The organism is Coprobacillus sp. (assembly GCF_984815275.1).
In genome coordinates this window covers 19,075-34,517 of the sequence record NZ_CFJNYH010000004.1, presented here as the reverse complement: position 1 = coordinate 34,517, position 15,443 = coordinate 19,075, and the positions used below count along the sequence as shown (strand labels likewise).

General features: G+C 31.0%; 16 protein-coding genes. 2 read left to right on the top strand and 14 right to left on the bottom strand.

Annotated elements, in window-relative coordinates; genetic code table 11:
• Window positions 1-9: 9 nt before the first annotated feature.
• The 11 genes from AC5M21_RS02540 to aroE form a co-directional block, all read right to left on the bottom strand.
• Window positions 10-807 (bottom strand): PTS mannose/fructose/sorbose/N-acetylgalactosamine transporter subunit IIC, encoded by a 798-nt coding sequence (locus tag AC5M21_RS02540; RefSeq protein WP_008787271.1) that lies wholly within the window; start codon window positions 805-807, stop codon window positions 10-12.
• Between the two features lie 18 nt (window positions 808-825).
• Window positions 826-1,290, bottom strand: coding sequence for a PTS sugar transporter subunit IIB (locus tag AC5M21_RS02535; protein ID WP_008787270.1), 465 nt, complete (start codon window positions 1,288-1,290; stop codon window positions 826-828).
• An 18-nt stretch (window positions 1,291-1,308) separates the two neighbouring features.
• Complete coding sequence (locus AC5M21_RS02530) at window positions 1,309-1,734, bottom strand: PTS sugar transporter subunit IIA (RefSeq protein ID WP_008787269.1); 426 nt, start codon at window positions 1,732-1,734, stop codon at window positions 1,309-1,311.
• 11 nt (window positions 1,735-1,745) lie between these two features.
• Window positions 1,746-4,469 (bottom strand): PRD domain-containing protein, encoded by a 2,724-nt coding sequence (locus tag AC5M21_RS02525; protein WP_008787268.1) that lies wholly within the window; start codon window positions 4,467-4,469, stop codon window positions 1,746-1,748.
• Between the two features lie 238 nt (window positions 4,470-4,707).
• Window positions 4,708-6,078 (bottom strand): MATE family efflux transporter, encoded by a 1,371-nt coding sequence (locus AC5M21_RS02520; RefSeq protein ID WP_008787267.1) that lies wholly within the window; start codon window positions 6,076-6,078, stop codon window positions 4,708-4,710.
• Window positions 6,079-6,195: 117 nt separating this feature from the next.
• The gene (locus tag AC5M21_RS02515) at window positions 6,196-6,912 is read right to left on the bottom strand and encodes a GntR family transcriptional regulator (RefSeq protein ID WP_008787266.1); all 717 of its coding nucleotides are present in this window, start codon (window positions 6,910-6,912) and stop codon (window positions 6,196-6,198) included.
• 66 nt (window positions 6,913-6,978) lie between these two features.
• Window positions 6,979-7,626 carry an HAD family hydrolase gene (locus tag AC5M21_RS02510; protein ID WP_008787265.1) on the bottom strand — a complete coding sequence of 216 codons (648 nt, stop codon included), beginning with the start codon at window positions 7,624-7,626 and terminating at the stop codon, window positions 6,979-6,981.
• A gap of 113 nt (window positions 7,627-7,739) precedes the next feature.
• Window positions 7,740-8,396: a TIGR01906 family membrane protein gene (locus AC5M21_RS02505; protein WP_008787264.1), complete on the bottom strand. Its 657-nt coding sequence runs from the start codon at window positions 8,394-8,396 to the stop codon at window positions 7,740-7,742.
• Window positions 8,371-8,877, bottom strand: coding sequence for a tRNA (cytidine(34)-2'-O)-methyltransferase (locus AC5M21_RS02500; protein ID WP_008787263.1), 507 nt, complete (start codon window positions 8,875-8,877; stop codon window positions 8,371-8,373). The genes AC5M21_RS02505 and AC5M21_RS02500 overlap by 26 nt, the downstream gene beginning before the upstream one ends.
• A 418-nt stretch (window positions 8,878-9,295) precedes the next feature.
• Window positions 9,296-9,883 carry an XTP/dITP diphosphatase gene (locus AC5M21_RS02495; RefSeq protein WP_008787262.1) on the bottom strand — a complete coding sequence of 196 codons (588 nt, stop codon included), beginning with the start codon at window positions 9,881-9,883 and terminating at the stop codon, window positions 9,296-9,298.
• Window positions 9,884-9,888: 5 nt separating this feature from the next.
• Window positions 9,889-11,175: a shikimate dehydrogenase gene (gene aroE / locus AC5M21_RS02490; RefSeq protein WP_237713645.1), complete on the bottom strand. Its 1,287-nt coding sequence runs from the start codon at window positions 11,173-11,175 to the stop codon at window positions 9,889-9,891.
• Between the two features lie 282 nt (window positions 11,176-11,457).
• Here aroE and AC5M21_RS02485 point away from each other — a divergent pair, with 282 nt between their 5' ends.
• Together AC5M21_RS02485 and chbG are read left to right on the top strand one after the other, a co-directional pair.
• The gene (locus tag AC5M21_RS02485; protein WP_008787260.1) at window positions 11,458-11,622 is read left to right on the top strand and encodes a hypothetical protein; all 165 of its coding nucleotides are present in this window, start codon (window positions 11,458-11,460) and stop codon (window positions 11,620-11,622) included.
• Between the two features lie 279 nt (window positions 11,623-11,901).
• The gene (gene chbG, locus AC5M21_RS02480) at window positions 11,902-12,648 is read left to right on the top strand and encodes a chitin disaccharide deacetylase (RefSeq protein WP_008787259.1); all 747 of its coding nucleotides are present in this window, start codon (window positions 11,902-11,904) and stop codon (window positions 12,646-12,648) included.
• Window positions 12,649-12,659: 11 nt separating this feature from the next.
• Here the strand turns inward: chbG and AC5M21_RS02475 are convergent, their stop codons facing one another.
• From AC5M21_RS02475 to ascB, 3 genes are all read right to left on the bottom strand, one after another.
• A complete protein-coding gene (locus tag AC5M21_RS02475; protein WP_008787258.1) occupies window positions 12,660-13,235 on the bottom strand; it encodes a sugar O-acetyltransferase in 576 nt (191 codons plus the stop codon).
• The gene (locus AC5M21_RS02470) at window positions 13,232-13,840 is read right to left on the bottom strand and encodes a PTS sugar transporter subunit IIB (RefSeq protein WP_008787257.1); all 609 of its coding nucleotides are present in this window, start codon (window positions 13,838-13,840) and stop codon (window positions 13,232-13,234) included. The genes AC5M21_RS02475 and AC5M21_RS02470 overlap by 4 nt, the downstream gene beginning before the upstream one ends.
• Window positions 13,841-14,018: 178 nt before the next feature.
• A complete protein-coding gene (ascB, locus tag AC5M21_RS02465; RefSeq protein ID WP_117598749.1) occupies window positions 14,019-15,443 on the bottom strand; it encodes a 6-phospho-beta-glucosidase in 1,425 nt (474 codons plus the stop codon).

Genomic DNA, 15,443 nt, shown 5'->3' with positions numbered 1-15,443 from the left:
CTTTCCTCCTTAATCATCAAGTTCATCATCTAGTTCATCTAACTCATCAACAGAAGCTCCTGCTCCTTGAAGAGATGAACCATCACCATATTTAAATTGATAAAACAAGATTGCCATAATCACTGAAATAATTGCAATAGCTGTTAAACTCAATCCTGAATAAGCTGCAATGGCAAATCCTAGGAAGAAGAATATAGCATTTTTCTTAGTAATCATAACTGATAACAACATAGCAAATCCAAAGAATGCAACCAAATTAGCCCCCAAAGTAATACCATCTAATACAAATTGTGGAACTGCATTCACAATTGCATTAATCACATCTGCACCTAAATAGACTGCCATGAAAACTGGTATAAAAGTACAAACAGCATATAATAATGGTCCCCAGAAAATATCAACAAGTTTAGCCTTTTGATATTCACCTTTTTCCACATAATTATCACACATATGTGTCATACTGATACGAACAACACTTGCCCCTGTTTCAATAAGTGTAATCAATAAAGTCATTGGTGTGGCAATTGCCAAAGCTGTTTCAATATTCGCTCCAGTCATGATAACCAAAGCACATCCTGCAATAGACCCCATATTCATATCAAATCCAGAAGCCCCAATACTCATAAATCCTAAATTTACCATTTCCATTGATGCCCCAACAGCGAGTCCTGTTTTTACATCTCCTAAGAAGAGACCTACAAGTGTACATGTAATCAATGGTCTTTCAAAGTTTAAACGCCCTAACATACGTGAATCGATTCTTGCAAAGACTGCAATCAATCCAACAACAACTGCATTCAATAACATCCTTTTTCCTCCTCAATTCTATAATTTTAATTCTTCTCTCTTGGTTGTAGGAAGCTGTTGCATAAAGACAGAAGTTCCACAACTCATAATTTTCTTTGTATCTTCTCTCTCTTCCTCATTCAAATAAACAACATCTCCATATGATTTTGAACCCTCTTTTTTAGCAATTCCTCCATAATTAATCTCTTTAAAGTTTGGATATTGTTCAATAAATCTTGCTGCATCTCTTGTACATCCAAAGATGATAAAGATAGTATCATTCAATGTTTCCACCTTTGGCATCTTTGATAATGCTTTTTCAACAGTAAAGATATTCAATTTTACACCTGCTGGTTTTGACATATTTAATGCCATTTTTTGAAACTCATCATTTGCCGCTTTATCATCAATGACAATAATTCTTGTTGCTGCTAAGAAATGTGTCCAAGTAAATGCCACTTGACCATGTACCAAACGATGATCAATTCTCACTGCTTTAATCATTTTTTCACCTCCGTTCTTTTATAAATCATCTGCTTCATGAAAGTTTTCAACCATGCTATTTATATATTTCACAGATACCAGTTCCTCTTTCGCTTTTTTGGTTAACATTTCTTTATTGATACCACCAGGTGTTAAGAGTAAATCAACTAAAAATGCTAAGTTGGTATTTGTAATCAAATGAAATGGGTATTGCCCTAAATATTTCACAAATCCATTATTCACACTTCCCCCCATCATATCTGTACAAACAACCAGATCATGAGTTTCAAAATTATGATTATTCATGATTTCCTGAACTGTTTCATCTAAATTAAAATCTGATGATGTGTATCCACAAACCGTTTTCACCTGTGGTAGCTCTCCAACAATAATTTGCAGTGCACTTACCAATCCATCTGCGAGATGGCCATGTGTTACTATCACAACTTTTTTATCACTTTTCATTTCTCTTTCCCCTATTTCCTATCTAATTTTGATAATAATTCTCCATCTTCAAAACCTTCTTCATCAGCTGCAATAAACTCATAAAGATATGCAATTTCACTTGTTGGAATCGTAATATTATATCTTTTTGATAACGTTTGAAAGGAATCATGAACATCTTGAATAAAAACATGATTATCTTTTTTGAAATCTTCTAAATTATTAAATTCAGTAATAGCTGATTTTGTAACAAGTCTTTCAATCAGGCAACAAACATGAATATATATTCCAATCAGTGTTTTTCCACCAAATCTTTTTTGAAGATGCTCTTGTAATGTTTCAACTGCTAAACTAACATTATCTAATAAGACTTTTGGATTTAAGATTGTTAAATAACCAACGACATTTTGAAGAGTAAAATTCTTTCTTAAATCATCAAGTAATTGATTTAACTCATCTGGTTTTAAGTATTTAGATAAACGATTCATAATGACATCTATGTTATTACCAGAGATAATTTCCTCTAAGGCTATAAAGATCTGACCCTCAATATGTGGATTTGCTGTTCCAGTCATAAAGAGAACATTGTTGCTAGAAAAGAATTCATGATTTGCCCCACTTGCAAGCAATTGATTATAATCACATACCTCTAAATCAACTGGAACTTGAAGTGGAAAACTATTTTCAAATAATTCACGCATTCTTTGTGCCATATGAATGCCACTTTCACTTATAAATAAAATCGTATCATTCTTTTTACGATCAATGATTGTATAATGAGCAAGTGAATTTTCACTGACCTTTTGCAATGTTGTTTTGAGGTCTTTATCATTTAAAATACAGTTACCAACATTGAGTGCTAATCTTGTAGATACATTATTAATAACACCAACATTACAGTTAATTGCTGTACTTAGACTTTTTCCTAACTGTTCTAAAGACCCCATGTCCACCATAACAATAACATCAGCATTATGATTCATACGATTTAATCTTTCCATCAGGATTTCTTTAATCTCATCAACTGTGATATCTAATGGCATATCTACTGCATCAAAAACATATGTTTCAAGTAAACTATTCACTGCATCTGCAATACTCGTTGCAGTTGAATAGCCATGACAGACAATCATACCAAAAATCTTACGATTGGTTATTTCTGAATTATAATGATGTATATAAATCATCATAATTGCTGATAAGATATCCGTTGTATTGATTTCAAGATTTGTATACATGAGTCTTGTAATATCTTCAACAATCATAGATTCATTGAAAAGATGTGTTTTCATCTGATTTAAAGCATCATCAATTAAATTTCGATTATCCTGACGCCATTTTTGGATTGATGAACTATAAAGGTCATGTATATAAATTAATTTAGCTAAAGTACAACAAAATCCACTTGGTAAATTCATATAACGTTTCTTTAAAACAATATCTAAGATATTGGATAAAGAAATCTCTGTTCCTTTGATTCTCACAGGTGGAATTCTTTGTTTATAAGAAAGATAATCACCTAATAAATCAAAGTTATGTTTACTTTCTGTTAATGCTTCAAGAAAATGTTCTGTTTTTAAAAAAGGCTTAAAGATACGATTGAAATAATCTAATATAAAATCAATTTGTTCACTTTTTTTGTAAGTTGTTGTATCTATGTAAATAACATCTTCATCAATCATAATGGGCATTGTTGTTAAAAGGTGTTCTGGTAAATGATATGTATGTATAATAGCTTCACTTTTTCCTGCACTTTCTCTGAGTGCACTTGCACACATAATACGAATGGTTGATTGAAGTCCAATCATATTGTTATCATAGTCACCATTGACAAGAGCTCTGAGAACGACATTACTGATTTTTATTGTTTTCTCCATTTTCTTGCCTTCTTGTTGAATAAAGTGAATGATTAATTCTTCTTTTTCTTCATTGCTTTTCTCTTTTAATGATGGAACATTTAAAATAACAGGTATATTTTTAAGAAGTCTTTCATTTATGAATAAGTTTGGATTTGTATCACAAATAAACATATAACGAATAATTTTATTTTTGTATTGACCTCTATAGTGACTTTTATCCATTTCAATCAATTGACATAATCTATTTTGAAAATCTTCTGACATATGCTGTATTCCACAAAGCATAAAGACAATATGATCATATGAATCAATCATGCCTATTTTATTCTTCTGTCCAAAAACTTTATGAAGTAAATCTTCATTATGTCCTGGTGAAAATTCTAGTTTCATCAGTTTTGTATTTTCATCAATGACTCCTTTTCTTGCTGCATTATCAAATATCGTTGTACATAATGTCCGTTTGCCAGTTCCTCTTTCTCCATATACAATCATGGGTAATCCAGATGGTGGATATTCAAAGCTTTCTCTTAACTGTTTAATGACTCCAGCAAGTGATTTATCACTACCAATAATTTGTGAATAATCACCTTCCCCTTTTGAATGTGTAGCAACATATTCTTTGACTTCTTCTAAATCATAGAAATCTTCTTCTTGAAATGTTGTTTGATAGAGTTCTTCCATCTTTTTACGATGAAAGAAGTAGACTGGTCGTGAATTAATCTTCATGACTGATTTCTCTTTGACAAGTTCATTGAGATACTGACTTGCAAGGCTTCTGCTGATATGCATTTCATCACTTATTGATGAAGCAGTGAAATGATTGACTTGAGTAAAGTCGAAGTTCTCACTCAGATCACTCAGATAGCTTAATATAAGATCTTTTGTACTGTTGGCCATTTTTATCATCCTTTCATGAGTTTTCTGATTCATCCCTGCCTTACACTTCCAATATATCGTATTATGACATCTTATAACAATAGTGTTGAATTCTTTGACACACTTTCTCGTTTTTTTGATATTCTTGATTATTTTCAACACTCATCAACACATTTCGACACTGAAACAATGAAATTGTATAAGAGAGACGAATCTATCATTATTTTATCAATGCATATCAAGACTCTCAATTTTTTTCTTATTTAGAAATAAGAGTTGTTAAGTTAATAGCCCAATTCCCTTGGTTATAACGTTTCATTCCAAAATAAACACGAATCACTTGTTCCAGCTGACAAATGAAGAATACAAGTGCAATACTTTGAATATGAAAGAGATGTACACTTATAAAAGCTAAAGGAATACCAATAAGCCACATGAATCCACTATCTAAAATGGCCAATATTTTTGAATCACCACCCGCTCTTAATGATGAGAACACAATAACAATAAACATTCTCAAAGCAATTTTTAATGAGAAAACTTTGACAATGGCGATTGCTTGTCCAACAACATAAGAATCTTCTAACTGAAATATAGAGACGAGTTGATGCGAACATCCAAAAATAAAAACAATAGACATAACAGCCAAAATAGCTGCCATTCCAACAAAGTAGTTCCCTTCTTCCCTTGCTTTTTCTACATCACCAGATCCTAATGCAACGCCTAGCATAACTGCTGTTGCATTAGATATACCTGTCACCAGTGCATTAAAAACATCTGATAATTTCGCACCAACATAATACGCATCCATTGAACTTGTTCCTAGTGCTCCAAACGCTTTGACAAAAAGTGTTGAACCAAAGCCAAACATCAATTCATTCCATATTAATGGCTGAATTTTACGCATGATTGGCCTCACAAAGTGATAATCCAGCGAAAACATTTCATGAAATGTCCCAATGAATTCTTGCTTTGTTGCATAAGCATAAACAATATTGACAATAAGAACAAAACTTTGTGCTATGAGAGTCCCTATTGCTGCTCCTTGTATTCCTAATTCTGGGAATCCAAAATATCCAAATATTAAAACATAATTGACAAAAATATTGATTCCCATTGCAGCTATACCAATGATAAGAGGTACCTTTGTTTTTTGAATACTGCGATAAATATAACTAAATGAGAATCCTAAAGATAATGGTATATATGAAAACATGGCAATCATTAAATACTGATGACTATTTGCAATCACGTTAGGGTCCTGTATATAAAAAGCGATAATCTTTCTACCAAAGAGTGCTGCAATGAGTAGCCAGATAAGACCTATGCCAAGACCCAGAATAACGCTTAGTCCAAATGTTCGCTTGAGATTATCATGATCTTTAGCACCATAAAATTGTGCTGAAAAAATACCAGTTCCAGCAATTGCACCCCATGCAACTGCACTACATAATGTCTCAATTTGGACAGCTGTTCCAACTGCTGTCACCTGATGAATCCATGAGACCATTAAAGAATCAATAATTCCCATACAACTACTTACCAGTTGTTGAATGGCTAATGGGATAGCTAATAAACTCGCTCGTTTATAAAATGCTCTTGTTCCTATATAATGTTTCATAACATCCATTTTCACTCCCCCTTTCAACATAATATCATTATAAATTTTTATAAATAAAATAAAAAAAGTGTTTGAAGACTCAACACTTTTTTGAGAATTCAAACACTCTTTTTCCTTTTTTCATAATTATCTTACAAATGAATATTTTTCACCAACAATATACTGTAAACTATAATGAACAGGGAATCCATTTTTATCCCCCATAATACCATCCATTACAAACAATGGTGCACCTACTGGAACTTGTAATAACTTCACATGTTCACCATTTGCAGTCGTGACAGTAATAACAGTTTTTAATGAGCGGTCACAAACAATTCCCTTTTTTTCTGCTAATAACTCATAAAGTGAACCAGTTAAAGGTTCATTCATTAAAAATCTATAATTCTGATAAGAATAATAATTATTCTCTATCATCAATGGAATACCATCTGCTAATCTTAATCTTTGAATATACAAAACCTGATCATTATCATTTAATTTTAAGAAGTTTTGCATACGATCATCTAATGGCAAAACCTCTCTTTTTAAGACAATTGAAGAACTTTGCATTCCTGCATTTTTACATGATTCAGTGAAACCAATACTATCTTCTAAAGGTCTAAAAAGTTTAGGTGTTGTTGCAAAGGTTCCCTTTCCCTGTTTCTTAATCAAATAGCCTTCTGACTCTAATTCAGCAAGTGCGTTTCTAACCGTAATACGACTGACATTGTATTTCTCACAAAGTTCATATTCTGATAAAATTTTCTCTCCCTTTTTAATTTCACCACTGTCGATTAATCCTTTAATCGTATTTTTTAATTGTAAATACAGGGGCATTGAATTATTATCATCTAATTTCATATTCTTACCTCACTTATGATACTTCTATTATATCCTTATTCAAAAGAAAAAGCGATACTTTACAGTTTATTCAAATAATTCAATAACCTCATGTAAAGAAGATAAAATAGCTATAGTCTGTTGTTGTTGAAGAGCTTGTGCGCCAATTAAATCCGGAATCATAATACAAGGTATATGAGCACGATAAGCCGCTTCTACCCCTACAGTTGAATCTTCTAAAACCAGGGCCTTATGACTTTCAACACCAAAGTGCTGAATCACTTTTTGATATATTTCTGGATTTGGTTTTCTGTGAGTCACTTCATCACCACATAGCATATAATCAAAGTGATGAAGCAAGTTCAGTCTCGTTAATCTTTCTATTGTTAAGTCTCTATCGGTCGCAGTTGCAACTGCTTTAGGAATTTGAAGATGATCTAAAAGTTCTAATAATTCATAGATCCCTGGCTTTGGATCAATTCTTTCTGCCAATAATTGTCTACCATAAATACGAGCTTCTTCCAAAATCATTTCTGCTTGTTGAGAACTATTCAAATCCTCAACAACAATTCTCTCAACTTCTTTACCGTTTCTTCCAACACATCTTAAAAAAGTTGTATACCCCAAATCACTAATCCCATGTTTTAAACCAACTTCCTGCCAAGCTTGTTGCCACCTTGCTTCAGTATCTAACATTAAGCCATCAACATCAAAAATAACAAGTTCTGGACGCATAATTATCCCTCTTTTCTTTTTATTTATTACATCTTATAACAAATTACATTCACAATATAACATTATATAACAAGTTAGTCAATGAATTTATAAAAAAACAGGATAACTTCATCTTATCCTGCGAGTATTTGATTTCTCTTCTTTTTATACAGTACATAACAAAGAACACTTATCATAATAACAATCACAATAATCATCATGAAACAATGCATAAAGAATGATTCAGGTAAAATTGTAATCACTGGATCAGTTGTATAATCAAAAATCCAATAATCATTTCTAAAGACAATGTTGTGAAAAATAACAAATGCTTTATCAAAATCTAATGCAACAAAAAATCCTAATACGGATGGAATAGCAACAGAAAAGAATGATGTTAATGGTAAGAAACGATATTCTTTTTGCTTCACATTCAAATAAATCATGACTGCTGATATAATTCCTGTAACAACAAAAGTGATTTGTATCATTTCAAAAACTCTTTTGACTTCTTCAAAATGAATTCTCCCTGTATTTGACATCACAAAGTCTGGCAAATTTAAACTCCCCTGATAGAAAATACTTTGATACTGAATAAGAACATCATAATTTTTTTGAATAACTTCTCGAGAAAGACCAGTTGATTCTGCAATCTTTAAATAATCAATATCAAAATAATATAACTGTTTAAAAAAAACAGTTATAATGACAGCTAAACAGATGATAAAGACTGTTAAGAAAAGCGCTAAGACAATATCCCTCTTTCTACTCTTCGTAAATAAAGTCTGCACCTTTTTGAACCTCTACTTTTGATAATTTTGGATAATTTTGCTGACGTAAAACCTCATATATACCAATAGCCACGCAGTTAGATAAATTGAGGCTTCTAGCATTCCCATCCATTGGAATACGAACACATTCATCCAGATGATCTTTTAAGATATCATGCGGAATACCATCATGTTCATGCCCAAATAAAATATATTGATCTTGATCTGATACATAATTTTGATCAGTATAACAAAGTTTAGAATAACGTGTAAAGAAATGATAATCACCTGGATTTTGTGTTACAAATTCTTCCCAGTTTTCATAGATTTCCATTTCTAAATCTTTAATATAATCTAATCCTGCTCTTTTCATATGTTTATCATCTAATGAAAAGCCCATTGGTTTAATAATATGTAATTTTGAGTGTGTTGCTACACATGTTCTCATGATATTTCCAGTATTCTGTGGAATTGCTGGATGGACTAATACGATATGATTCATTTTCTACCTCCATTGACTACATCTTCTGTATTTTATCATAACATTACTAAATAAGAAATACCAAAACTATGTTTCTTTATTTGATGGAGAAAAATGTCAATTTTATTATTTGAAAAGTGATTGTTATAATGGAGTTATTGGATAGAGATGGAAGTGTTCTTATGAAAGTCATTTATCCTTATATATCAAAATAGTTTGAAAAAATTCCTTTTTGCATTGCTCATACCAGCTATATGATATCTGTTATTTTTATAACATTTGACTTAATTGTTACATATAGTGCATTTGCAGAAACAACCTTTCGAAATCAAGATCAGGTGAAATCTATGACCAAATATATAATGATGAATTTATGTATCATCAGTTTCATGTCATGGAACCAGATAATGAATAAAACAAAAGCAAATCATAGAAGAAATTATGGTTTGCCTTTTAATATTTGATATAGTTTTCTTAAAGCTTTTGCACGATGTGAATATTGATTTTTTTCTGCTAATGTTAATGCGGCAGATGTTTTATGTAACTCAGGTACATAGAAAATAGGATCATACCCAAATCCATTTTCTCCTTCTATATGATCATATATCTCACCATAAAAATATTCTTCAATTAAGATAGGATCTTCATGAGGTATACATAAAGCCATTGCACATACAAATCGAGCACCTCTTTCTTTACCTTTGACAGCATCTATAATATATTGATTCTTTATATCATAACTTGTATCATGTCCCATAAATCTTGCTGAATAAATACCAGGTGCTCCATTTAAGGCATCAACTTCTAAACCTGAATCATCTGCTAATGTTGGTTTATTGATCATATTACAAATTGTTTGCGCTTTAATCAAAGCGTTCTCTTGAAATGTTTGACCAGTTTCTTCAATATCTATTTCTTTTTCAAAAACATCTTGAATTGAACGAACTTCAATACCAATTTCATTCAACATTGCTTTTATTTCCTTGATTTTCCCTTGATTGGTAGATGCTATAACAATTTCTTTCATATTTTTCACTCCATTCCTAATGCAATTTTTACTTCCTTAATAGGCATTTTTTGCCCAGTCCAAAATTCAAAAGATACAGCCCCTTGATATAAAATCATTCCTTCACCATTCATATACTCTAGCCCCAATCTTTCTGCCATTTTTAATAGTTTCGTTTGAGCTGGCTTATAAATGATATCTGCTACTTTTAATTGATGAGACAAATACGATTCATCAATCAAGCACTGATCAACATTTGGACTCATCCCAACATTTGTTGTTTGAACTAATAAATAGGCATCCTTTAAATCCTGTTTTAACTCATCTTTATTACTCAAAGATTTTAAATGAATATCACAATTTAACTTTTGATTAAGCTCCTTTATAAAAGGTTTCTCACTACGATTATAAACAACAATCTCTTTTGCACCTTGTAACGCCATCTCTACAATGATTGCACAAGCAGCCCCACCTGCCCCTAAAACAACAATCTTTTGATTTTGAATATGCCATTCTCTTTCTTCACATGCCATGACAAATCCTTTTCCATCACTGATATGTCCAATTAATTTTCCATTCACATTTTTGACTGTATTAACTGCCTGACAAAGTTTTGCCTCAGTTGTCAAATCATCTAAATAATCCATAATTTTTAATTTATATGGCATAGAAACATTAAATCCTTTGATATTTAATGTTTTTACACTGGTTATATAATCAGATAGCTGATTTTCTGCAACTTCAAATGCTAAATAAACATCATCTATTCCTAATGTTTGAAATGCTGTATTATGCATCATTGGTGAAAATGAATGTCTGATTGGATTCGCAACAATCCCATATAAACCTGTATATCCTGTAATCCTATTTTTCTTCTTTTCCAAAAGCTCCTCATCCCCTTTTTGATATATACTTTGAAATCCATATGACTCTAATATCTTTTTAGATGGTATATTTAGCGGATCAATATAAGCAACTATTCTTTGAACTGTCATTGTCTCTACAATCTTCATCAGCTCATAACAAATCTGCTTCCCATACTCTTGACGCCAATATCTTGGATAAATCATATATCCAACTTCAACACCATGAGAATATGGTTTTAAACATCCAACACCTACTAAAAGATCTTGATCAAAGCCTAAATAATATCCATATTTGAGATCATGGTTCCATGAAGTGATTATTTCCCATTTCTCTTTCATTTCCTGTTCACTCAAAACATCTCCTGTAATCATCTTCATAACATCTTTATCTTGATAAAAAGATTTGATAATTGGATAATCATCATAAGTCATAAGTACAAGTTCCACAGAAATCACTCCATTCTCCTCTATTATATAGCAAACTTCTTCTACAACAAAGAAAAAGTAACAACTTTTAAAGCACCTTATATAGATTTTAAACAACAATAAAACATTTAAAGCCATATATCTAAAATTATTTATTTTGAGAATATAAATATTGATTTTATTATAATTTGAAATTATTTGTAACTTTCAATCATTTTTTATAAATATTAGCCAGTAAAAAAACTAATTGAATTTATTAATTTATAAATAATATGAGTTATATTAAAGATAGGAAGAAACTTCATGAACAACAAAGAAGGGATTGATTATGTTAAAATTGGTGATTGTATATTCGTTTCTGAATCAGACAAATCGCTATTGATGATTTATAAAGTTGATGGCAAATGGATTTCAAGTGTATATCATTTTCGTGGTCATGAATTTGTTTATTTTGAACATACAGATTAATCTTTCATGTAAGTGTTTGTATGTTTGATGTGAAAAAATAGCTTAGTATGAATTCATTTATAGTGCTTTAAATAATTAAAAGTAAAATGGGGCAAAATTTATTTTGTCTCATTTTTTATGAAAGAATACACTTAAAAACAGTACAATTGGAAATAAATAGGTAACAAATGTTTATAAAATCCTATAATATAATAAATTCTTTTTTAGATTATGAAAATAATTTCCCTTTTCTCTCTTTTCTTTATATAATAGATACGTAGATTACGGGAGGATATAAAAATGATTAAAAAGCTCATTATGAATGCTGATGATTTTGGAATGACTCAAGGAAATTCAATTGGAATTTTAATGGCTCATGCGCAAGGTATTTTAACTTCTACAACATGTATGATGAATATGCCCTATGCTGAGTTTGCACTAAAGGAAGCTAAAAAATTTCCTAAATTAGGCGTAGGAATACACTTTGTATTAACTGTTGGTAGACCTTTAGTAGAAGGTGCTAAGTCTTATACTGATAAAGATGGTAACTTCATTAGACCTAAAGACTATCCAGACAAACAACCACATGCTGATCCTGAAGAACTTTATGTAGAATGGAAAGCTCAAATGGAAAAATACATCGAAGTCGCAGGACATAAACCAACTCACATTGATTCTCATCACCATGTTCATTTATTACCATGGCATGTAGAAGTCGCAAAAAGACTTGCAAAAGAGTATGATTTACCAATGCGTCAAAGAGAACAAGTCTTAGATACTTATGAATATGCACGTTGTGATGATCGTATGTATGGAGATGATGCTAATTATGACTTTGTAACAAAAGCATATAGTGTAGATGATGAAATATTAGAATTCATGTGTCACCCAGCATATGTTGATCAAAGACTTTATGATATGACAAGTTATTGTTTACCTCGTATGAAAGAACTGGAATTAATTCTTTCACCTGAATTAAAACAATTTGTAGTTGATCATAATATTGAATTAATTAATTTCTCAGATATCAAAAAAATGGCCGAATAGCCATTTTTCTTTTACCATTTTTTATGTACATCTTCCTGTGTAATAGATCTAATCACTTCACAAGGGTTACCAGCTGCAATAACATAAGGGGGAATATCATGGGTTACAACACTCCCAGCCCCTATAATTGCACCTTGATTAATTTTAACTCCTAGTAAAATGGTCACATTTCCACCAATCCATACATTATCATAAATAGTGACTGGTTTTGCATATTCTAAACCTTTTATTCTTTGAACTTCATTATATGGATGAGCAGCAGTATAAATCTGCACATTAGGTCCCAGTATAACATTATCACCTATAGATACTTTTGCCTTATCTAATATTGTTAGATTGATATCACTATAGAAATTCAAACCAATTTCAATATTATATCCATAACTACAATGAAAAGGCTGTTCAATACATAATTCACCTTTACATTTTAAGAGTTTCTTAAGAATCAAATCTCTTTCATCTCTATGTAAAGGACTTAAACGATTATATTCATATAACATACCTTGACAAAACTCTCTATCTTTATAGAGTTCACTACTATAAGGTTGATAGAGATGCCCATCAAGCATCTTTTCTTTTTCGCTCATACTTTCACCTCACTTTGATAACACTCTTCTATTTGGTCTAATAATGCCTGACAATCATAAGTTGCAAAAGTGATTGGATTAATACTTTTCACAATAATAGGCTTGTATTGTTGTGCCAATTGAATCACTTTATAACGTAGTTGTGGAGCAACTAAAATGATATCATAGTCATGATAAACATCATCTAAATGATATGCTGGTGATGCTTTAATAATATAAGGCAATTTATTCAATTCACAAAATGTATTCATTTTCTCAGCAAAAAATCCTGTTGTCATTCCCCCTGTACAACAAAGTAATATCTTCTTTTCCTTAACTTGATTATCTTCAGTAAGTTTATCAATCATTCTATAAAATAAGTCTTTAGCAAAATGAAAATTAGAAAATTGATAATGTAAATAAAACAATAATTTCTCATCTTCCTTGATAGCTTCTTCAACAATACCAATTGGCCATATCACAAGCCTTGCTACCTTTTGCTGATAAAAGATTTTATATGTTCTTTCATCGTATTCTTCAAGTGTTAAACGAGGATCATTAAGGACTTGAAAATATACCCATTTCTTAAATACTTCTATATTCTCTTTACGATAGAAATCATCCATGATCCTCACCTCTTTTTTAATTATACTAAAATCTATGAAAAAAAGAAATGCCAAGAAATAAACTTAACATACTTTCTTCTTTTAAAAACAAAGATTTTTTAACAATACAAAAAAGATAAAACAATTATTAGATATCTACTTATAATTATTTCATCTTCAAAATATTATTATTCTTCTTTTAAAATGAGAGTTTTTCTCCATTGCTTTCAATAACTTTTTTATACCAGTCAAATGATTTTTTCTTTCTTCTTTCCAATGTCCCTTGTCCTTGATCATCTTTATCAACATAAATAAAACCATAACGCTTACTCATTTCACCTGTACTGGCTGCTACTAAATCTATACAACCCCAAGTTGTATAACCCATCAAATCGACACCATCTTCAATCGCATCTTTCATTGCTTTGATATGTTCTCTTAAATAATCAATACGATAATCATCACTAATTGAACCATCCTCTGCAATTTCATCTTTAGCACCCAATCCATTTTCAACAATAAACAATGGTTTTTGATAACGATCATATAAAGCATTTAAAGTAATTCTTAGTCCTAAAGGATCAATTTGCCATCCCCAATCAGATGTTTGTAAGTAAGGATTTTTAACAGACTTGACAACATTCCCATCTGTCATTCCCATTTTTGGATTTGCACTGGCACAACGTGACTGATAATAACTAAATGAAATAAAATCTACAGGATATTGTTTTAAAATTTCTAAATCACCATCATGAATATCCAAATGAATATCTTTTTCCTTGAATACTCTTTGTGAATAACTTGGATAATATCCTCTTGCTTGAACATCTATAAACATTAGGTTTTCTCTATCCTTATTCATTGCTAACCAAACATCATTAGGATCACAACTATATGGATAGAATTGTCCACCTGCTAACATACATCCCACTTTATTATTTGGATTGATTTCATGTGCTATTTTTGTAGCCAAAGCACTTGCTACTAATTCATGGTGAGCAGCTTGATATTTGACTTGTTCACGATTTTCACCTGGCTGAAAACTAATTCCCGCCCCTGAAAAAGGTGAATGTAATAAAATATTAATTTCATTAAATGTTAACCAATATTTGACTAATCCATCGAATCTTTCGAAACAGACTTTCGCATATTTCGTAAAACAGTCAATCATTTCACGACTTTTCCATGAATCATATTTTCTAACTAAACCCATTGGGACATCAAAATGACATAATGTAACTAACGGTTCAATACCATACTTTTGACATTCTTTAAACATGTCAGTATAAAAAGCAATTCCTGCTTCATTAGGCTTTGATTCATCACCATTTGGAAATATTCTTGCCCATGCAATAGATGTTCTGAATGTTTTAAATCCCATTTCAGCAAATAAAGCAATATCTTCTTTATAATGATGGTAGAAGTCAATCGCTTCATGACTCGGATAATTTTCACCAGGTATTTCTTCAACTGGATACATATCTCCCAGTTTTACAAACATTCTCTTTTCACCATGAGGAATCATATCAACAGTTGTTAAACCTTTGCCATCTTCAAGATAAGCACCTTCAGCCTGATTAGCAGCAATCGCTCCACCCCATAAAAAATCTTTAGGAAATCCCAT